The 21,886-nt window shown below is 24.4% G+C and carries 20 protein-coding genes and 4 tRNA genes; 8 read left to right on the top strand and 16 right to left on the bottom strand.

All coding sequences use genetic code 11. The features are described 5' to 3' along the window. Positions 1-64: 64 nt before the first annotated feature. The 9 genes from rplJ to AB4W61_RS00195 form a co-directional block, all read right to left on the bottom strand. The gene (gene rplJ, locus AB4W61_RS00155) at positions 65-565 is read right to left on the bottom strand and encodes a 50S ribosomal protein L10 (protein WP_367678969.1); all 501 of its coding nucleotides are present in this window, start codon (positions 563-565) and stop codon (positions 65-67) included. A 263-nt stretch (positions 566-828) separates the two neighbouring features. After that, positions 829-1,524, bottom strand: coding sequence for a 50S ribosomal protein L1 (rplA, locus tag AB4W61_RS00160; RefSeq protein ID WP_367678970.1), 696 nt, complete (start codon positions 1,522-1,524; stop codon positions 829-831). A gap of 1 nt (position 1,525) precedes the next feature. Continuing rightward, a complete protein-coding gene (gene rplK / locus AB4W61_RS00165) occupies positions 1,526-1,954 on the bottom strand; it encodes a 50S ribosomal protein L11 (protein ID WP_367678971.1) in 429 nt (142 codons plus the stop codon). Between the two features lie 55 nt (positions 1,955-2,009). Continuing rightward, positions 2,010-2,552 (bottom strand): transcription termination/antitermination protein NusG, encoded by a 543-nt coding sequence (nusG, locus tag AB4W61_RS00170; RefSeq protein WP_367678972.1) that lies wholly within the window; start codon positions 2,550-2,552, stop codon positions 2,010-2,012. Between the two features lie 4 nt (positions 2,553-2,556). Continuing rightward, the gene (secE, locus tag AB4W61_RS00175; protein WP_367678973.1) at positions 2,557-2,940 is read right to left on the bottom strand and encodes a preprotein translocase subunit SecE; all 384 of its coding nucleotides are present in this window, start codon (positions 2,938-2,940) and stop codon (positions 2,557-2,559) included. 300 nt (positions 2,941-3,240) lie between these two features. After that, positions 3,241-3,313, bottom strand: a tRNA-Thr gene (locus AB4W61_RS00180). 58 nt (positions 3,314-3,371) lie between these two features. Beyond that, positions 3,372-3,443: transfer RNA gene (locus AB4W61_RS00185), tRNA-Gly, on the bottom strand. A gap of 51 nt (positions 3,444-3,494) precedes the next feature. Next, positions 3,495-3,576, bottom strand: a tRNA-Tyr gene (locus AB4W61_RS00190). Positions 3,577-3,623: 47 nt separating this feature from the next. Next, positions 3,624-3,696: transfer RNA gene (locus AB4W61_RS00195), tRNA-Thr, on the bottom strand. Between the two features lie 439 nt (positions 3,697-4,135). On the opposite strand from AB4W61_RS00195, the gene AB4W61_RS00200 reads away from it, so the two are divergent. Then, positions 4,136-5,035 (top strand): methylenetetrahydrofolate reductase, encoded by a 900-nt coding sequence (locus AB4W61_RS00200; RefSeq protein WP_367678974.1) that lies wholly within the window; start codon positions 4,136-4,138, stop codon positions 5,033-5,035. Positions 5,036-5,084: 49 nt separating this feature from the next. Here AB4W61_RS00200 and argE read toward each other — a convergent pair whose 3' ends face one another. Then, positions 5,085-6,239 (bottom strand): acetylornithine deacetylase, encoded by a 1,155-nt coding sequence (argE, locus tag AB4W61_RS00205; RefSeq protein WP_367678975.1) that lies wholly within the window; start codon positions 6,237-6,239, stop codon positions 5,085-5,087. A 130-nt stretch (positions 6,240-6,369) separates the two neighbouring features. On the opposite strand from argE, the gene argC reads away from it, so the two are divergent. The 5 genes from argC to cysE all read left to right on the top strand — a co-directional run bounded on the left by argC (position 6,370) and on the right by cysE (position 11,913). Beyond that, complete coding sequence (gene argC, locus AB4W61_RS00210; protein WP_367678976.1) at positions 6,370-7,377, top strand: N-acetyl-gamma-glutamyl-phosphate reductase; 1,008 nt, start codon at positions 6,370-6,372, stop codon at positions 7,375-7,377. A 21-nt stretch (positions 7,378-7,398) separates the two neighbouring features. After that, positions 7,399-8,181, top strand: coding sequence for an acetylglutamate kinase (argB, locus tag AB4W61_RS00215; protein WP_367678977.1), 783 nt, complete (start codon positions 7,399-7,401; stop codon positions 8,179-8,181). 49 nt (positions 8,182-8,230) lie between these two features. Continuing rightward, positions 8,231-9,472: an argininosuccinate synthase gene (locus AB4W61_RS00220; RefSeq protein WP_367678978.1), complete on the top strand. Its 1,242-nt coding sequence runs from the start codon at positions 8,231-8,233 to the stop codon at positions 9,470-9,472. A gap of 17 nt (positions 9,473-9,489) precedes the next feature. Further along, complete coding sequence (gene argH, locus AB4W61_RS00225; protein WP_367678979.1) at positions 9,490-10,878, top strand: argininosuccinate lyase; 1,389 nt, start codon at positions 9,490-9,492, stop codon at positions 10,876-10,878. Between the two features lie 198 nt (positions 10,879-11,076). Beyond that, positions 11,077-11,913 (top strand): serine O-acetyltransferase, encoded by an 837-nt coding sequence (gene cysE, locus AB4W61_RS00230; protein WP_367678980.1) that lies wholly within the window; start codon positions 11,077-11,079, stop codon positions 11,911-11,913. A 118-nt stretch (positions 11,914-12,031) separates the two neighbouring features. On the opposite strand, the gene rpoD is transcribed toward cysE, so the two are convergent. The 3 genes from rpoD to rpsU form a co-directional block, all read right to left on the bottom strand. Continuing rightward, positions 12,032-13,876, bottom strand: a complete 1,845-nt coding sequence (rpoD, locus tag AB4W61_RS00235; RefSeq protein ID WP_367678981.1) for an RNA polymerase sigma factor RpoD — start codon at positions 13,874-13,876, stop codon at positions 12,032-12,034. Between the two features lie 114 nt (positions 13,877-13,990). Continuing rightward, a complete protein-coding gene (gene dnaG / locus AB4W61_RS00240) occupies positions 13,991-15,769 on the bottom strand; it encodes a DNA primase (protein WP_367678982.1) in 1,779 nt (592 codons plus the stop codon). 104 nt (positions 15,770-15,873) lie between these two features. Beyond that, positions 15,874-16,089 (bottom strand): 30S ribosomal protein S21, encoded by a 216-nt coding sequence (rpsU, locus tag AB4W61_RS00245; protein WP_367678983.1) that lies wholly within the window; start codon positions 16,087-16,089, stop codon positions 15,874-15,876. Positions 16,090-16,254: 165 nt separating this feature from the next. Here rpsU and tsaD point away from each other — a divergent pair, with 165 nt between their 5' ends. Further along, a complete protein-coding gene (gene tsaD, locus AB4W61_RS00250) occupies positions 16,255-17,280 on the top strand; it encodes a tRNA (adenosine(37)-N6)-threonylcarbamoyltransferase complex transferase subunit TsaD (RefSeq protein ID WP_367678984.1) in 1,026 nt (341 codons plus the stop codon). Between the two features lie 18 nt (positions 17,281-17,298). Here the strand turns inward: tsaD and ribB are convergent, their stop codons facing one another. Next, positions 17,299-17,940: a 3,4-dihydroxy-2-butanone-4-phosphate synthase gene (gene ribB, locus AB4W61_RS00255; RefSeq protein WP_367678985.1), complete on the bottom strand. Its 642-nt coding sequence runs from the start codon at positions 17,938-17,940 to the stop codon at positions 17,299-17,301. A 199-nt stretch (positions 17,941-18,139) separates the two neighbouring features. Between ribB and AB4W61_RS00260 the strand changes: the two genes are divergently transcribed. After that, a complete protein-coding gene (locus tag AB4W61_RS00260) occupies positions 18,140-19,390 on the top strand; it encodes a tRNA CCA-pyrophosphorylase (protein WP_367678986.1) in 1,251 nt (416 codons plus the stop codon). A gap of 155 nt (positions 19,391-19,545) precedes the next feature. Here the strand turns inward: AB4W61_RS00260 and crr are convergent, their stop codons facing one another. Next, on the bottom strand, positions 19,546-20,049 hold the full coding sequence (gene crr / locus AB4W61_RS00265; protein ID WP_367678987.1) for a PTS glucose transporter subunit IIA: 504 nt from the start codon (positions 20,047-20,049) through the stop codon (positions 19,546-19,548). Positions 20,050-20,092: 43 nt separating this feature from the next. Then, positions 20,093-21,820 (bottom strand): phosphoenolpyruvate-protein phosphotransferase PtsI, encoded by a 1,728-nt coding sequence (ptsI, locus tag AB4W61_RS00270; RefSeq protein WP_367678988.1) that lies wholly within the window; start codon positions 21,818-21,820, stop codon positions 20,093-20,095. Positions 21,821-21,886: the final 66 nt, after the last annotated feature.

The following is a 21,886-nucleotide window of genomic DNA, read 5'->3' on the forward strand; positions in this document are numbered from 1 at the left end:
ATTATTATTCTCAATTTTATTTCATAAAATAATTAATTGTTTACTAATTAAACAATTGCTTGTGCTATTTATTTTTTTCTTTTTTATTACGGATAGAATGCAATAATCGAATTAATTTTCCTATCGCAGCTTCCTGTATAGTAAAAATAAAACGAGATACTGCTTCTAAATGAGTTGGCATAAGAGCTAATTGAAGTATTTCTTGTTTTTCTAATAATTTTCCTTCGAAAGCTACATTCACAATTTTTAAATTATTGAATTCTTTTTCATAAACTTGTAATATTCTCATAGCACTACCTGGATGTTTCATCGAAAATGCTACTAAAATAGAACCTTTTAATACAGTATTCAAACATTCAAATTCAGTTTTATTAAAAGCAATTTTTAACAATGTATTACGTATAATATGAATATATACATCATTTTTTAACGCTTCTTTTCTTAATTTAGTAATTGTATTAACAGATATATTTTTAAATTCTACTATAACAACAGATAACGCTGAATGACAAATTTTATTTACTTTTTCTATAATTGTTTTTTTATCTTGCTGATTTAATGGCATTTTTTAAGTGTTACTCCTAAATATTTACCTAAAAATATATAATTTATTTTTTAAAATATTAAACTATTATAGATAGTAACTCATGCGAACTTATTTTATTTTTATTCTGATAAAAGAATAAAAATACTATTTATTATCAATAATGATAAAAATAATATTAAAACAATAAAAACAAATAAAAATAAAAAACGTTTATTTTTAATTTAAAATCATTAATTTGTAAACTATAAATTATTTTTTTTCTTTAGTAAATTAAAATTTTTTTAAAGCAAATAAGATTGATCTAACGGTAGAGATATACCCATTGTTGATGACAATATAATTTTTTTTAAAAAATTTCCTTTTGAATTGGTAGGTTTATTTTTTTTTAATGACGTTAAAAAAGATATTAAATTATCTTTTAATTGATTTTTATGAAAATTTGTTTTACCTATTATTGTATTAATTATGCCATTTTTATTATTTTTGTATTGTATTTGTCCAGATTTAGCATTTTTAACAGATTGAAACACATTTGAAGTGATAGTTCCTAATTTTGGATTAGGCATTAACCCTCGAGGACCTAAAAAAGACCCAATAGTACTAACTAATTTCATCGTATCAGGAGTCGCAATAACAATATCAATTGTTAAATTATCTTTTTTAATTTTCTGTACTAAATCTTCCATTCCTATAAATTCAGCTCCAGCATCTTGCGCTTGTTGTACATGAACAGCATCTTTTGCAAAAACAGCAACTACAATATTTCGACCAATGCCATGAGGTAAAATAACTGTTCCTTTAACATTTTGTTCTGTTTTTTTTGGATCAATGCCTAAGTGAATTGATACATCAATACTTTCGTTAAATTTAGCAATAGCTGTACTTTTTATTAACTCTATCGCTTCTGTAAAAGAATACAATTTATTTACATCAATTGTTTCTTTTATTCTATTTATTTTTTTTATTCTTGTGTTCATTCTAATTCTCTATTATTATGCCCATAGACTTAGCCGTTCCTTCAATTGAACGCACCATTTTTTCAATACTATTACCGGTCATATCTGCTTTCTTAATTTCTGCAATTTGATAAAGTTGTGATCTTTTAAGTGTTCCTATTTTTTTTTCTTTCGGATTATCTGAACCAGACTTAACATTTAATTCTTTTTTTAATAATGTTGAAGCTGGAGTTGTTTTAATAATAAAAGTAAAAGTTTTATCAGAATACACAGTGATAATAACGGGAACAGGTAAACCTTTTTCAATCTGATTAGTTTGACTATTAAATAACTTGCAAAACTCCATAATATTTAATCCTTTTTGACCTAACGCAGGACCAATAGGAGGACTAGGATTTGCCATTCCAGCAGCAACTTGTAATTTTATATAACCTTGTATTTTTTTCGCCATTGTATAATACCTAATTTAAATTTACATAATAAAAAAATAAAAAAATTTTATTAATTTAACTTTTTTCTATTTGAGCAAAATCTAATTCTACAGGAGTTGATCGTCCAAATATGGACACAGAAACAGTTAATCGATTTTTTTCATAATCAACTTTTTCTACAATCCCATTAAAATCTGAAAATGGTCCATCATTCACTCGAACCATTTCTCCTGGCTCAAACAAAGTTTTTGGTCTTGGTTTATTATCTGATTTCTTTAATCTATTTAAAATTTTTTCAACTTCTATATTACTAATAGGAGAAGGTTGATCTGACGTACCACCAACAAAACCCATTACGTGTGGAATACTTCTTACCAAATGCCAATTTTCATTATTCATAATCATATTTATTAATACATAACCTGGAAAAAATTTATACTCACTTTTTTTTCTTTGACCTTTTTTTATTTCTATCACTTCTTCTGAAGGAACTAATACTTCCCCAAAAATTGTTTCTAACTTATTATTTTTAATATAATCTCGAATAGACTCCGCTATACGACTTTCACAACCAGAAAAAGCTTGCAGTACATACCAACGTTTTTTTATAACTACCACAAATCTATATCCTCATTTTTAAAATGTAAGAAATTAAGTTATACGATAAATTGTCTAAAATCCATAAAATTAATGACATTATTATTGTTATAAAAACAACAATAATAGTTATATAAAACGTATCATTTTTATCTGGCCAAACAATTTTTTTAATTTCATTTTTAATTGAATATATTAAATAAAAAATTTTATTTTTATTTAATATTAAAAAAAAAACAGTTAATAATAATATTATAGTTAATAAAACTATGGAACCATAAAATAAATTTTTATTAAAATACGTATAACAAAAAATCGAAGAGCAAAAAATAAAAAGAAAAATACCATGCTTCCAATAGTTAAATATTACAATAAATTTATTAAAATAATTACAATATTTGTTATTCATAAAGTTCCTAAAAAATAATACGGTAAAATTTTTGTTATAAAATTAAATTGATTATAATCATGATAATTTATTGGATTAAATCAAATACAATAAAAAAAAATATTTTAGTAATAAAATTAAATAAAATCTTATTTTTTATAATATAAAAAATGTATACATTTGTTTTGTAAAATAAAAATAACTATTTTAAAATTTTTTATGTAATATGAAGGTTGATTCTAGAAAAAATTGAATTGTTATTATGAAGTTTTTTGATTAGATTTATTTAGCATTAGTAGTATATAATAATCAAAATTTTTTTGCTGATACCTAGATTTGAACTAGGGGCCTCTTTCTTACCATGAAAGTGCTCTACCAACTAAGCTATATCAGCAGAATAATTATATTTATATAAATATAAAATAGTTATTTAATAATATAATTAAATTTTTAGCGGATAGCGGGAATCGAACCCGCATCATTAGCTTGGAAGGCTAAGATAATAGCCGTTATACGATATCCGCATAATTAAAGATAAGTAAAAATATATAAAATATGAATTTTATATAGTTATTTGGTGGGAGAAGGATTCGAACCTTCGAAGTCATTGACGGCAGATTTACAGTCTGCTCCCTTTAACCACTCGGGAATCCCACCATATAAAAAATTTTTATAATATATATATATTTAATAAAATACATATTTGCCGGCTACCGGAATCGAACTGGTGACCTACTGATTACAAGTCAGTTGCTCTACCTGCTGAGCTAAGCCGGCATTATATTAATATATATATATAATATTATTGAAATAATAAATATTAAATAATGTTAATTAATAATTTTAATACTTTTTAAAATTGAATAAAAAAATATTTTTATTATTTACAATATAATATAAATTTAATGTTTTTTCAAGATAAGTTTAATGAAATTAATATAGAATTATTTAATTTATTGACTATTATACTAATTATCTATAATTAATAGTCAATATATAAACATTTTTTGATAAAACAAAATTTATGTTGTTTATAACATTTATATATATACAATATTTGCATAAATCAGTTATTTATATTAATAAAAAAATATTTTCTCATATATAATAATTAAATATGTAAAAACAAATAAAAAACACAATTAATATAAATAAAAATAATTATTTATTTCATATAAATTAATCAAACCAATAATTATTAAAGGAATTAAAATTCATGATTAAAATAAAAAATATCGATAATTACGAAAAAAATAAATTAAATAGTGTTGCTATTAATAAAATTTCATTTTCTTTTGAATTTTTTCCTCCTAAAAATTTATACGACGACTTATCTTTAAAAAACATATCAAAAATTTTTTCTGCATATAATCCTAGTTTTTTTTCTATAACATATAGTCCAAATAGTTGTGACCGATATCGTACACAAAATTTAGCATTAAAAATTCAAAATTATACCAATATCCCTACTGCAGCACACTTAACTTGTATAGATATTTCTCGAATAGAACTACTTAATATAATAAAAAATTATTGGAAAAATGGAATCAAAAACATAGTAGCTTTGAGAGGAGATAGGCCTAAAAATAATATATCTGTATCTAGCATGTATGCATTAGATTTAGTTAAATTATTAAAAAAAACAGCTGATTTTAATATTTCAGTAGCGGCATATCCAGAAACGCATCCTGAATCTACTTCTGCAAAACAAGATTTAATTTTTTTAAAAAAAAAACTAGATGCTGGAGCTGATCAAGCTATAACTCAATTTTTTTTTGATATTGACAAATTTTTATACTTTCGTGATGAATGTATTAAAATAGGAATAACTAAACCTATCATACCTGGTATTTTACCAATTAAAAATTTTATTCAATTAAAAAAATTTTCTAATTTAACTAATGTTACCATACCTAAACATATATCTAATTTATTTGAAAATATTACTCTAGAAAACAATTATTCTGGAAAAATTATTGGATCAATTTTAATATCTCAAATGATAGAAAAATTATATAAAGAAGGGATAAATAATTTTCATTTCTATACTTTAAACGATGTAGAAATGATTAATTCTGTATGCAAAACAATAAATTCTAAAATATCTCTAATGTAAAATTAGAAACTTAATATTTTTTAAAAAAATAAAAAATTTTTATTTAACTTTAAACACAAAAATAATTAATTAATTTTAAAAAAATCTTATAAGTTTCATCAAGATATCTAATATCAAAAAATTCATTGGATTGATGAGCTTGTTTAATTGAACCAGGACCTAAAATAATTGTTGGTAATACTGTATTTAAAAAAGATGCTTCAGTACAATAATCCACATAATTGCTTTTTTTTGATAAAACATATTCTAACTTTTTTAGTAAATTTAAATTTTTAAAATCATAACCAGGAATAAAATCATATAAATTAACTATTTTAATTTTTATTTTCCATTTTTTTTCTATAGGCATCAGATATTTAAATAGTAAAACATCGATTTCTGCTAAAGAAAAAATAGGTATAGGACGTATGTCAAATTGTAACGTGCATAAAGGACATATTGTATTAACTGCATTACCTCCTTGAATACAACCAAAATTCATAGTAGAGTATGGAAGATTAAATTTATAATTTGTTTTTAATTGTAATTCTTGTTTTAATTGCATTAAACAACCAATAACTTCATACATTACTTCAATTGTGTTAATTTCTTGGTATGGATTACTAGAATGTGCGGAACGACTTTGTATTTGAATTTGTTTACATAAATAACCTTTATGTGATTGTATGATTTCTAAAGATGTTGGTTCTCCAATAATAGATAAACTTGGAGTAATACCAAAATTATTATTAGAGAAATATTTCATGCCTTCCATAGTTGTTTCTTCATCAGCTGTTGCTAAAAAATATAAAGGCTTCTTTAAATTTTTTATATTTAACGTACGAATTAAACTAATCATAGCAGCAAAAAAACCTTTCATATCTGTTGTTCCTAATCCATACAAACGATTTTTTTTTCTTGTTAATTCAAATGGATTAAATTGCCATAAATTTTCATTACAAGGAACAGTATCTGTATGACCAGATAACATAAGACCTTCTGAATAAGTATTTTCGATTTTATGAGTACTAGCTATTAAATTAAATTTATCATTACTATTAGGAATTTTTTGTATATATATATTAAAATTAAAATCACTTAAATAATTTGCTAAAACATCAATAAATTTTTTATTACTTTGATCAACTTCTTTATTTGAGGAACTAATCGTAGAAATATTAACTAAAGATTTAAAAACATGCATAAAAAATTGTTTATCTTTCATTATGAAATTCTTTTAATTAAGGTTAAGTATTAATTAATAAATATTATTATTATTATAATCTGTTCAGCTGAAATAATTAATAAAAAATTTTCTATAAAATAAATTTAATAATAAAATTAAGGATATAATAATGATAAATGTTTTAATTGTTGGAGCAAGTGGATATGTAGGAGCAGAATTAACATTATATCTATCTAAACATTTTGGAATAAAAACTATTAATTTAGCAGTATCAAAAAATAGCAAAGATGCGAACATTAAAATTAATAAAATACATAATAAATTAAAAAATATTGTTGATTTAACTTTAACTCCATTAGATGATCCATCAGAAATAGCAAAAAAAATAGATGTTGTTTTTCTTGCAACTGATCATAAAGTTAGTCATGAATTAGTCCCTGTATTTCTATTGCATAAATGCGTTGTTTTCGATCTTTCGGGATCTTTTAGAATGAAAAACATAGAAGTTTATCACAAATATTACACATTTTCTCACAAATATCCTTCTTTATTAAATGATGCAATTTATGGGTTAGCAGAATTTATTAATTTTAATGAAATAAAAAAGAAAAATTTAATTGCTGTTCCAGGATGTTATCCAACTGCAGTACAAATAGGGCTAAAACCTCTTATTTTATCAAATGCAATTGATTTAAATTACAAACCTATTGTCAATGCAATCAGCGGTATCAGTGGATCAGGAAGAGTTCCTAGTTTAAACAATAGTTATTGTGAAGTAGGATTAAAACCCTACAAACTTTTTCATCATCGTCATCAACCCGAAATAGAAGAGCATCTTGGAATTCCAATAGTATTTAATCCTCACATAGGAAATTTTTCTAGAGGAATCATAGCAACGATAACATGTCGATTAAAAAATTTTTTCAAAAAAGAAGAAATACAAGCTATTTATTCTAAATATTATTCAAAAAAACCTTTAGTAAGATTATATAATCATGATATACCTAACTTAAATGCAGTTATAGGATTTCCTTTCTGTGACATAGGTTACGCAATACAAAAAGAATATATAGTTATAGTAGTAACAGAAGATAACCTATTAAAAGGCGCTGCATCTCAAGCAATTCAATGTTTTAATATCAAATTTAGGTATCCCGAATGTACTTCTTTATTGTAAACATAATTATGGAATCATAAAATGAAAAATAATTTAGTAATAAAATTCGGAGGAATTTTTTTAAAAAATCCAGAATTTATTAATCAATTTTTTTCAACTTTACAATCTGTTGAAAATTTATTAATTAAAAAAAATATTATTATTGTGCACGGAGGAGGATGTTTAGTTGATGAACTTATGAATCAATTATCTATACCAATAATTAAAAAAAACGGTATACGTATAACATCTAAACAACATATAAACCTTGTAACAGGTATTTTATCAGGAACAGCAAATAAAATTATCTTAGCCGCAGCTAAAAAAAATAAATTAAACACAGTAGGGTTATGTTTATCTGATGGAAACACACTTACAATAAATAAATCAACTAATACAGAATTAGGAAATGTAGGATTACCATTACCATCATCTGATGAATTTTTATATTTATTATTTCAAAAAAATATAATTCCTATAATTAGTTCAATTGGAATTACAAATACAGGAAAATTAATGAATGTTAATGCAGATCTTGCAGCTACATCATTAGCATGTATGTTAAAAGCAGATTTAATATTTTTGTCTGATGTTAATGCTGTATTGGACGGGAAAGGTAAAAGAATTAAACAAATTAATAAAACTCAGGCGTTATCATTAATTAATCAAGGCATTATTAGAAACGGTATGAAAGTGAAGGTAACTACAGCATTAGATGCTGCACATACATTACAAAGAAACGTTGAAATTGCGGGGTACAATAATAATAATTTAATTGAATTACTATTTAACAAAAAATCTATTGGAACTAAAATTATCCCTTAGTTCTTAATATTACATAAAATTTTACATTAAGCGAGTAATCATATATAACATGAACAAATATAAAAAAGTAGTATTAGCGTATTCAGGAGGTTTAGATACATCTGTTATTATACCTTGGTTAAAAGAAAATTATAATGCAGAAGTAATCGCTTTTATAGCAAATGTAGGACAACCATCTGACGATTTAATTGGAATTGAAAAAAAAGCATTACTATCAGGAGCAAATAGCGCATATATAGTCGACTTGAGAGAAGATTTTGTAAAAAATTATATATATCCTACATTACATACAGGAGCAATATATGAAGGCGAATACTTATTAGGAACAGCAATAGCAAGACCAATTATAGCTAAAAATCAAGTTAATTTAGCACTAAAATTAGGAGCTACATCAGTATGTCATGGAGCAACAGGAAAAGGTAATGACCAAATACGATTTGAAAATGTATACACTTCTTTAGCACCTCAATTAAAAATTATTGCTCCATGGAGAGAATGGAATCTAGCATCACGATCTGATTTAATTAAATATTTAAAACAAAGAAATATTTCTACAGAAGCAACATTACAAAAAATATATAGCAAAGATGAAAATATCTTTCATACTTCAACTGAAGGAGGAATATTAGAAGATATAAATAATGAACCAATTAAAGACTGCTGGTCACGGACTAATGATCCTATTATTACACCTAACAACCCACGCAAAATTCATTTAAAAATAAAAAATGGATATATCCACTCTATAAATAAAAAAAAATATTCTTATGTTAAAGGACTAGAAAAACTGAATAAAATTGGATCGCAATACGGAATTGGTAGAATAGATATAGTAGAAAATAGATTATTAGGAATAAAATCAAGAGGATGTTATGAAACACCTGGTGGAACAATAATAGTAAAAGCACTGCAAGCATTAGAACAAATAGTGTTAGATAGAGAGAGTTTTAAATGGAAGAAACAAATTGGTTTAGAAATGTCTTATGTCGTATATGATGGAAAATGGTTCTCTCCATTATGTCAATCATTAATAGATGCAGTACAAACATTTAATAATGTAATGACCGGTGAAGTAACAATACAATTATTTAAAGGGAATATTAATATTTTACAAAAAAGTTCACCTTATTCTCTATATAGTAAAAATTACGCCTCTTTTGAAACAAATAAATTATATAACCATTCCGATGCAGAAGGATTTATAAAAATTTTTACACTTCCATCAAAAATAAGAGCATTAAAAAAAAATAAAATAGAAAAATCAACAATTAAAAAAGATAATATTAATTAGAATAATAGAGGTATTAAATGAATTTATGGGGAGGTAGGTTTTCTAATTCTACTGAAAATAATTTTAAAAAATTTAATCAATCTATTAAATTTGATTACATTTTAGTCAAAGAAGATATTAAAGCATCTATTGCATGGTCAAAATCTTTAGTTCAAGGAAAAGTTTTAACTAATCAAGAACAAATTCAAATTGAAAAACAATTAAACATTTTATTAAAAAATGTAACTGAACAACCTAACGATCCTAAAAAAATGGATGTAGAAGACATACATACTTGGGTAGAAAAAAAACTAGTAGAAAATTTAGGAGAGTTAGGTAAAAAACTGCATACAGGAAGAAGTAGAAATGACCAAGTTACAACAGATTTAAAGTTATGGTGTCGAATACAGATAAAAAATTTAATAAAAAATATTTGCAATTTTCAAAATCAATTAGTTGAAAAAGCAGAAACAACGATTGATGTAATAATGCCAGGCTATACTCATTTACAAAGAGCACAACCCATTAGATTTGCTCATTGGTGTTTAGCTTATTATGAAATGTTAGAAAGAGATAAAAGTAGGTTAAAAGATTCATTACATCGTCTAAATACATGTCCACTAGGATCAGGAGCTTTATCTGGAACTAGTTGGAACATTGATAGAAAAGCATTAGCTGATAATATGAATTTTAATGCACCTACGAATAACAGCCTGGATAGTGTATCTGATAGAGATTATGTTATTGATATTTTATCAACAGCATCTATTGGAATGATGCATTTATCTCGATTTTCAGAAGATCTTATATTTTTTTCATCTAATGAATCAAACTATATTAATTTTCCTGATGATATTACTTCTGGATCATCATTAATGCCACAAAAAAAAAATCCAGATATATTAGAACTTATAAGAGGAAAATGTGGAAGAGTATACGGAGCATTAATTGGAATATTAGTTACATTAAAAGGTTTACCATTAGCATATAACAAAGACTTACAAGAAGATAAAGAAGGATTAATCGATGCTATTAATACCTGGAATAATAGTTTAAATATGGCATCATTAGTAATTAAAAAAATACAACTAAATAAAACAATATGTTATCAATCTGCACAAGAAAGCTATAGTAACGCAACAGATTTAGCAGATTATCTTGTTACAAAAGGAATAGCTTTTCGTAACGCTCATTACATAGTTGGTAAGATAGTTTTAAAAGCTATTGACATGAAAGTTACTTTAGAAAAAATGAATTTAAATATATTAAAACAATTTTGTAATGTAATTGAAAACGATGTATTTCAATATATTGCTATAGAAAAAATTATACAAAATCATAATACATATGGAGGAGTGTCAAAAGAACAAGTTTTGATTGCATTACGTAATGCGAAAAAAAAAAATAATACTAAATATATATTATAAATATAAATAAATTTTTTCTAAAAAAAAATAATTTATATATAAAATACAAAAATAATAAATACATAAATAAAATTGTTATAATAATAAATTAAAATAAAAATATAAATTTTAACTATTCTATATAGAATAGAAAACTGTACATTTATAGTTATTTCAACATAAAAATTTTAAAAATTAGTTAAAATAAAGAAAATATATATGACTAATAATAATTCAAAATATTTATGGAACAAGATCAGAGAAGAAATAAAAAAAACATTAGAAACAGAAAAAGAATTAGTATTATTTTATAATTTAAATATATTAAATCATAATAACTTTTTTCAATCTTTAATTCACATTCTTGCAGAAAAATTAAAAACCGATTCTTTTAATGAAAAAAACATAAAAAATATTGTAAATTCTATATCTATTTTTCATAATAAATTAGAACAACAATTTTCTCAAGATTTAATACATATTATTGAAAATGATCCAGTTATCAATAAAAAATGTTATATTCCTTTTCTTTACTTTAAGGGTTTTCATGCACTACAATCATATCGTATCAGTCATTATTTATGGAAACAAAAAAGAAAATCTATAGCATTATATTTACAAAACCAAATATCTACTGTTTTTTCAGTAGATATACATCCAGCAGCAAAAATTGGAAAAAAAGTAATGTTAGACCATGCTACAGGTATCGTTATAGGGGAAACATCAATCATTGAAGATAATGTTTCTATTTTTCACTCTGTAACTCTAGGTAGTAAACATTTTATCCATGGAAATAGACATCCTATTATCAGAAAAGGAGTAACTATAGGAGCAGGAGCAAAAATAATAGGAAATATCGAAATTGGGAAATATTCAAAAATAGGAGCTGGATCTGTAGTATTACATGAGGTAAAACCATATTCTATTGTTGCAGGAATACCAGCAAAAATTATTGGATATTATAAAAAAAACGAAAATATATTAGTTGATAATAATCATAATATAATCAATAAAAAAAAATTTTTTTTAAAATTTAATGATGGAGGAGGAATTTAAAAATTAAATAATAAATAAACTACACAAAACAATTTATTTATTGTCATAAAGCCTCCTTATAAAGGAAGCTTTATTTATATTTTAAAAAAAGTTAAAAAAAATAGAGAATAAATAAAGTTTAATCGTCTAAAAAGCTCTTTAGCACTTCTGATCGACTAGGATGACGAAGTTTTCTTAAAGCTTTTGCTTCTATTTGTCTAATACGTTCTCTTGTTACATCAAATTGTTTACCTACTTCTTCTAAAGTATGATCTGTATTCATATCTATTCCAAAACGCATACGTAATACTTTTGCCTCTCTTGCTGTTAATCCAGCTAAAACATCATGCGTTGCAGATCTTAAACTTTCGGATGTTGCAGAATCTAAAGGCAATTCTAAAGTTGTATCTTCAATAAAATCACCTAAATGCGACTCATCATCATCTCCTATAGGCGTTTCCATAGAAATAGGTTCTTTAGCAATTTTTAAAACTTTTCTAATTTTCTCTTCGGGTATTAACATCCTATTAGATAATTCTTCTGGAGTAGGTTCACGTCCAATTTCCTGTAAAATTTGTCTAGATATACGATTTAACTTATTAATTGTTTCAATCATATGGACAGGTATACGAATTGTTCTTGCTTGATCTGCGATAGATCTAGTAATAGCCTGTCTAATCCACCAAGTCGCATAAGTAGAAAATTTATAACCTCTTCTATATTCAAATTTATCAACTGCTTTCATTAATCCAATATTCCCTTCTTGTATTAAATCTAAAAATTGTAATCCTCTATTAGTATATTTTTTTGCAATAGAAATTACCAATCTTAAATTAGCTTCAACCATTTCTTTCTTTGCATTACGCGCTTTTTCTTCACCAATCACAACTCTATGATTAATATCCTTAATTTGCATAATACTCATGCCGATTTCTTTTTCAATATCAGTCAATTTTATTAATAATAACGTAAGATTTTTTTTATAACGTTTTAATCGATGTGACCAAGAATGCTTCATTGAAGCGATTATTTCAATCCAATTAAAATTATTTTTTTTTTGTAAAAATATTTTTAAAAAAACATTTTTTGGAATTTTACATTTATTTACACATATATTTAAGATTTTTTTTTCTTGATTTTTAATCTTAGAAATGACTAAACGCATATTTTTAATAAGTAAGTCGAACTGTTTTGGAACTAATCGAAATTGTGTAAATATTTCAGATAATTCACGTATAGCTTTTACAGAATCAATATGATTTCTCGGTTTTGTTTTTAACGTTATGTAAGTAATACGATATTGTTTTTTTAATTTTAAAAATTTTTCTTTAGCTAAATCAGGATCAATATGATTTTCATCATCAGTATTACTATCAACTTGATCAATTAAACTATTCTCTTTATGAATATCTAATAAGTCATCGTTAATAACAGTATTTGAAATAGATTGAAAATTATCTGTATCTAAAGTAGGATCCACAAAACCTGTTATTAAATCAGATAAACGTAATTCATTTAGCTCAACTTTTTTATATTGTTTTAAAAAATAAGTAATTGCATCTGGGTATTCAGATACTGAACATTGTACTTGATTAATACCTTCTTCAATTCTTTTAGCTATATCTATTTCACCTTCTCTAGTAAGTAGTTCTACACCTCCCATTTCACGCATATACATACGAACCGGATCAGTAGTTCTTCCTAATTCTGATTCTACATTTGATAAAACTTGAGTAGCCGCTTCAACATCATCCTCATCAGTATCTGGAGCTACAGATGCATTTAAAATTAAATCATCAGCATCAGGAGCTTGATCAACTACTTGAATACCCATATCATTAATCATTTGAATAATATTTTCAATCTGATCAGAATCTATAATATCTTCTGGAAGATGATCATTAATTTCGGAATAAGTAAGATAACCTTGTTCTTTTCCATGGAGTACTAGTATCTTCAGCTGAGACTGCGAATTTTTTTCCATAGTTCAACCATTCATGCATATTGATTAAAGTAATAAAGGCTAAAAAATAAAATTTTAAGAAAATAAAATTTTAAATTTTCTAAAATATCAATAAAATTTAAAAAATACTTTACATCAATTTAATAACTTTTTATAAGATTTTCTAAATTGAAATAACCGTTTATTAATACTCCACAAATTTAATTTTTCATTTTGATTTAATCCTAATAATCGTTCTTTCGCAAGTAGAGTATCTTGATAAAAACATAAAATTTTTATATCTAAATCTTTCAGAGCATCTAAAAATACACATTCTATTTTAGATTGAGTTATCATATGATCCCACTTTGAAATTTTTTTTATTTTTAACAAAAATTTTTCGTTATTCCTATAAAATTCTAATAATTGACCAGTATTCATTCCAGGATCATTTAAACATATACTAATAATATTTATAAATAATTTTAAACCTGTTAATTTTATTTTTTTATTTAAGTATTTTTCTATTGAAACTAATCTTACTAATTTAGGATATTGTACTAATAATCCTATAAGGATTCTCATAGTATTATGCTGTAAATTTCTATTTATTGTCTGTCTTTTATTAAATATAAACTCTTTATTTTTAAATAATTCTGATTTATAAGTAGAGACTATTCCTAACTTATGGGAAAGTGTTTGTTGTATCAACAATTTTGTTGTAACACTAGGAATTTGTGATATTAAAGGTAATGCTTTAACAATAATTTTACTTCTTTCATCAATAGATAATAAATTTATATTTTTTAATAAAACATGAAATAAAAAAGTAGATAAAGGTATAGCTTCTTTTATTTTTTTTTCAAAAAAAATTTTTCCTTTTTTTCTGATAATACTATCTGGATCTTCACCTTTAGGTAAAAATATAAACTTTACTGTTTTTCCATCTAAAATATAAGGTAAAGTCGCCTTTAAGGCTGACCATGCAGCTTTTTTACCAGCATCATCACCATCATAACAATAAATAATATTATTAGTTTTTTGAAATAAAATTTTAATTTGATAACGAGTAATAGATGTACCTAAAGTCGAAACTGCATAATTAATTCCACACTGGAACAAAATAATAACATCAATATAACCTTCTACAATTATTAATTGTTTAAAACTAGAAGACTTTTTTTTTAATTCATATAAACCATATAATTCAGTTTTTTTGCTAAATATTAATGTTTCAGGAGAATTAATATATTTAGGCAATCTTTCGTCAATAACCCTACCCCCAAATCCTGTAATTTTTCCATAAATATTACGAATAGGAAAAATAATTCTTTTATAAAATCTATCAAATTCTCTTTTTTCATTAATAACTAATATTCCTGACTGTACTAATTTTTTTTTATCAAAACCTGTTTTTTTAAAGTTCATTAAAAATGATTGAATATTAGATTCCGAATAACCAATACAAAATAAATTTAAAATATTTTGATTTATACCTCTTTTTTTTAAATAATTCAAAATATGCAAATTACGTTCAGAAAATAAATTATTTTTATAAATAATAGATGCCGCATTATTAACATCATACAAATAATTTTTTCTTGTGTAAAAATTATTTTTAGGTTGAAAAAAATTATAATAAGTTTGTTCTAAACCATTACGAATAGATAGCTCTTTTATACTATCAAGAAAATTTAAATGATTAAAATTCATTAAAAAATCAATAGCATTACCATGATTATTACATCCAAAACAATAATAAAACTGTTTTTCAAAATTAACAGTAAAAGATGGTGTTTTTTCTTGATGAAAAGGACAAAAAGCTAAATAATTGGATCCTTTTTTTTTTAATTTTAAACAACCACCAATAACATCAATAATATTTGTTTTATACAATAATTCTTTTATAAAATCCTGAGGAATTTTTTCTGACATATAGATCAAGTATTTAAATAAGGTTTACAGACCGTACTTTAAATAAAGAACGGTCAATAAGAAACAAAAAATTTTTAATTTTCTATTTTTATTAAATTAAAAATTTAGTATAGTCGAATTCTTCTAGTAGTATCTCTAGATAATTTTTTAGCTAATCTTTTAATTGCAGAAGCTTTTGCTCGTTTCCTTTCTGTAGTAGGTTTTTCATAAAATTCTCTTCGTCTAATTTCCGCTAAAATACCTGCTTTTTCACAAGAACGTTTAAAACGACGTAAAGCAACATCAAAAGGTTCATTTTCTCGCACTTTAATAATCGGCATGTTTAAATATAACACCTTATAAATTTAATTAGAATAATATAAAATAAATTAAATTTTATAAATAATTAAAACTTTATAAAAAATAATAAAATGATTAAAATAGTTGTTCAAATTTAATTAAGAAAGTTATCTCAAATTTAACTAAAAAAATGGAATAAAAAATTTATGCGTATTTTAGGTATTGAAACTTCCTGTGATGATACAGGTATTGCAATTTATGATGAAAATTTAGGTTTAATAGCCAATCAATTACATACCCAAACACAAATTCATAGAAATTATGGAGGAATAGTTCCAGAATTAGCTGCAAGAAATCATTTAATATATATAGTACCATTGATTAAAAAAGCTTTAAAGGAATCTCGATCTAAATTTTGCGATTTAAGCGCAATTGCATACACAGCCGGACCAGGTTTAGCAGGATCATTAATGATAGGATCATCAGTAGGAAGCTCATTAGCTTATGCTTTGAATAAACCAATCGTAGCAGTAAATCACATGGAAGCTCACTTATTATCTTTCGGAATAGGAAAGAATCTAAAAGAGGTAAAAAAGAAGTTTCCTTTTATAGGATTGCTAGTTTCAGGAGGCAACACTCAACTAGTTAAGGCTAAAAGTCTAGGCAAGTATGAAGTAATAGGAGAAACTAAAGATGATGCAGCGGGAGAAGTAATAGATAAAGTAGCTAAGATGTTGGGATTAACCTATCCTGGCGGTGTTAGTTTATCTTTATTAGCAGAAAAAAGCAATGGTATTGAAAAAATTATTTTTCCTAGACCTATGACTAAGATAACAGGTCTAGATTTTAGTTTTTCAGGTTTAAAAACAAGTGTATTTAATGCTATTCGTAAAGATAAGTTTAGTTCGGAAGATATTGCCAAAGCTTTTCAAGATGCTTTAGTTGATACTTTAGTTATTAAGTGTGAACGAGCTATGTGCTATAATAATTTATTTAATTTAGTTATTGCTGGAGGGGTAAGCGCTAATGTTTTATTAAGAAATAAATTACTTTTACTTGCATCCAATTTAAATGGTTCAGTGAGTTTTGTTGATTCTGATTTTTGTACAGATAACGGTGCAATGGTTGCTTTTGTTGGTTTATTACGATTAAAAGCAAATAAAAGTATTTTACCACAAACTTATTTTTTTCCTAATTGGAAAATATCTGATGTTTCTTCTTTTACGTATTAATTTTTTTTGATTATTTTTTTATTTTTTTTTTATTAAATGTTTAACTAAATCATCTATTGTTAAAACAGGCATTTGTTTTTTTATAGCAAATTTAATTACTTCATTTGTTTTTGCCATAGAACCATCTTGATTAGTTAATTCACAAAGTACACTTATAGGTCTAAATCCTGCTAGTTGTACAAGAGTTATAGCACCTTCAGTATGACCTAAACGACCTTTTATTCCCTTTTTATGAGCACATAGTGGAAAGATATGCCCAGGTCTATTTAGGTCTTCAGGTTTGGCATAAATTGCACTAGCAGCTGAAATAGTAGTTACTCTATCTTTTGCGGATACTCCTGTAGTCACTCCTTGACTAGCTTCTATAGAAACTGTAAAAGGTGTTTTATAAATACTAGTATTATTTTTTACCATCATTGGTAATTTTAGTTGTTTTCTTTTTTCTTCAGTAATGCACAAGCATACTATTCCACTTCCGTATCTAATAGTTAAAGCCATTTGTTCAATTGTAATAGTTTCTGCTGGAAATATTAAATCTCCTTCATTTTCTCTATTTTCATTATCTAATAATAAAATTCCGTTTCCTGATTTTAACGCTGATATTGCATTTTTAATGCGTTTTTTTGGACATCCAAATACTAGTTCTAATTTTTTTTTCATATTTATGAATATATTAAGAAGGAATTGGTTTTTATTTTTAAATAAAATTATTTTTTTTAAAAATTATAACAGTATAATGCTGTTTATATCAAATAAATTTTTTTTGATATAAGATTTTGTCATTTGGTTATATTGTATAATAAATGTATTGTATATTTAGAGCATTATAATTTTATTTTAATAATTCTAGGAATTAATATTGAAAACATACTTAGTTGGAGGATCAGTTCGTAATTATTTACTTCGTTTACCAGTAATTGATAATGATTGGGTTGTAGTTGGAGGTTGTCCTGATTATTTTTTAAAAAACAATTTTAAACAAGTTGGTAAACAATTTCCAGTTTTTTTACATCCAAAAACAAACGAAGAATATGCTTTAGCTAGAACAGAAAAAAAATCTGGTAGGGGTTATAACGGGTTTTCTGTCAATTTTTCTTCGGATATTACTTTAGAAGAAGATTTATATCGTCGTGATTTAACAATTAATGCTATTGCACAAGATATCCATGGAAATTTTATAGATCCTTTTAATGGTATAAGAGATTTAAAATTAAAAGTTTTGAAGCATATTTCTCCTTCTTTTTCAGAAGATCCTCTTAGAGTTTTAAGAGTTGCTCGTTTTTTAGCTGCATTGTCTCATATGGGATTTCAAATTGCTTCAAGCACTTTTAAATTAATGAGTCAGATGGTCATAGAAAAAGAGTTAATTTATTTAGAACCGTATCGCATATGGAAAGAAACTGAAAAAGCTCTTAAAACACCAGATCCTCATATTTATTTTCGAGTCTTACAACAGTGCGGAGCTATACGTTTTTTATTTCCTGAATTATTTTTTTTGTGGAATATTGATCATAATACAGGATTTTTTTTTGGTAGTTCTTTTAAAAAGAAAATGTTTTTATTTAACATAGCAAGTATTGTAAAAGTTTCTAATAGAATTGATGTTCGATTTGCTAGTTTGTTTCAGTTTGCTATTTCTAATTTTTTTTCTAGAAAATCTATTTCATATAATCATGTTGAACATTATTCTATTGATTTATTAAAAAAATTTTTTAAACGTTTACGTGTTCCTTCTTCTATTAGTAATTTAGCGATTTTTACTTTTAAATTTCATACCTTTTTAATAAATGTATATTATTGTACGTCTTTTGATATTTTAAAATTTTTTCAATATATTAATGCTTGGAGAAATACGGTTGTTATTGATTTATTAGTAATTTTAGTTGATAACTATTATTGTTTTTTTAATAAAAATTATGATTCTAAAAAAAATATTTTGTTACCTGGAAAATTTTTAAAAAGAATTTTTTATGTAGCGAAATTAGTTTCGGTTTCTTGTGTTATTAAAGATGGTTTTAAAGGAAAAGAAATTAGTGAGGAATTATTTATTAGAAGAAAAATAGCTATTGATATTTGGAGAAAAAAAAATAAAAATAAACTTTTTTTTTAATTATGTATTCTAATAAAAATAATGATTAATTAGTTTAATAAATATAATTTTTTTTATTTTTTCGATAAAGTTACATTTATAAAGGATGTATATATTTATAGTAATACATTATATTTTTAAACGGCACGTGATTAAGGTGCCGTTATTTTAAGATATTAGATTGTCACAATCATAACAGTTGTTTTTCCGGCTATAACCGTTCCTGACATTTTTTTTATTGTTTTTATTTTTTCCATATTGGAAATAACAATTGGTGTAATAATAGATTTTGCATTTTTTATTAAAAAATTTAAATCAAAATTTATAATTACATCCCCTTTTTTTACTTCTTTTTTGTTGCCAATAATTTTTAAAAAACCTTTTCCTTTTAAATTTACTGTATCAATTCCAAAATGTACGAATAATTCAATACCTTCTTTTGATTTTATAGAAAAAGCATGTAATGTATCGGGAATTTTATTAATTTCTCCATCTATTGGAGCTACCATTTCATTGTTAGAAGGAATTATAGCTATTCCATCTCCTACTATTTTTTCAGCAAATACTGTATCAGGAACGGATTCAATATTAATAATAGATCCTGATAAAGGAGCGACTATATTAATTTCTGTAGTAGAATTTTTTGGTTTTGTTTTTAAAAAATTTGAAAAAAATCCCATTATTTTATCCTAAAGTATAACTTTTGTTTTTTTATATTTTATATTAGTTTTTATTTATTTTATCTAAGTGTTTTTGTAGAATGGATGTTAATTTTGTGGTAGTAGGTTCTAATAAGGCTAATTTTGCAATTTTTTGACATTCTTTAAAATTACTCTTTCTAATTATATTTTTTATATGTGGAATATAAGAAGAGCTCATGCTAAATTCATCGATACCCATACCTAATAGTAAAAGTGTAGCGCGTTCATCTGATGCTAATTCGCCGCATATTCCTACCCATTTTTTTTCCTTATGTGCGGAAATAATTATTCTTTGAATCAAATGTAATACTGCTGGATTTAATGGATTATATAAATTTGATATTAAATCATTACCTCTATCTACTGCTAAAGTATATTGAGTTAAATCGTTACTTCCAATGCTAAAAAAATCCACTTCTTTTGCTAGATTGTGTGATATTATTGCTGCAGCAGGAGTTTCTATCATTATTCCTATTTTAATATTTTTATCAAAATCGCAGTGTTCGTTTTTTAGTTCTTCTTTAATTTTTTTTATTGTAATTTTTAAAAATTTAACTTCTTCAATAGAAATAATCATAGGAAACATGATTCTTAACTTTCCGAACACAGACGCTCGTAGTATGGCTTTTATTTGCGTATGCAATATTTCTTTGTATAACATTGAAATACGTATTGCTCTACAACCTAAAAAAGGATTTTCTTCTTTTGGAAGTTTAATATAAGGTAGATTTTTATCCCCTCCTATGTCCATAGTACGGATAATAACTGGTTTATTTCCCATTTCTTGAGCTATAATTTTATACATTTCAAATTGTTCATTTTCTGATGGTAATTTTTTTTTACCCATGAAAAGAAATTCTGTTCGGTATAATCCAATACATTCAGCTCCGTTTTTTTTTGCTCCTTTAATATCTTGAGGAGTTCCAATATTTGCTCCAATTTCTACTTGATGCTCATCTGTTGTTATTGCATTTAAATTTTTTATTTTTTTTAAATTATTTTTTTGTATTACAAACTTTGTTTTAAGCTTTTTTTTTAAATTAAGAATATTTTTATCAGGATTAATAAATATTTCATTGTTTATACTATCTAAAATAATAAAATCATTTTTTTTTATTATTTTTGTTGCATTAATAACTCCAACAATAGCAGGAATTTCCATAGATCGTGCCATTATAGATGTATGTGAAGTACGACTTCCTTGATTTGTTATTATTCCTATAATTTTTTTTGTATCAATTTGAGCTGTTTCTGAAGGTGTTAAATCATTAGCTACTATAATTACACTTTCATTTATGTTTTTTAAATCAATAATGTTAATATTCAGTATATTTTTGATTAGTCTTGCCCCAATATCTCTAATATCTATTGCTCTGTTTTTTAAATACTCATCTTGGAGATTTTCAATTGTAGTTACTTGTTTTTCTATAACAGAATTTACTGCATATTCAGCAGAGCAGTGTTTGTTTTTAATTAAAGAAAGAATATCATGTTCAAATTCTTCATCTTCAATTAACATAATATGTCCTTCAAAAATTGCATTTTGATCATGTTCTAATTTTGTTGTGTTACTATTTTGTATTAATTGAATTTGTTGAATAGTTTTATTTCTTGCATCAAAAAATTTTTTGATTTCTAAATTTATGTCTTGTTCTTGTATCTTTGTATTATTAATACATATTTTTTCTTCTTTTATTAATAATATTTTTCCAAAGACGATCCCTGGTGATACTGAAATACCTGAAATCATAATATTACCTTTACATATTTATAGTAATGTAATTTATATATAACAATATTTTTTAAAAGAATTTTA

The organism is Buchnera aphidicola (Thelaxes suberi), assembly GCF_964059005.1.
GTDB lineage: Bacteria > Pseudomonadota > Gammaproteobacteria > Enterobacterales > Enterobacteriaceae > Buchnera_I > Buchnera_I aphidicola_C.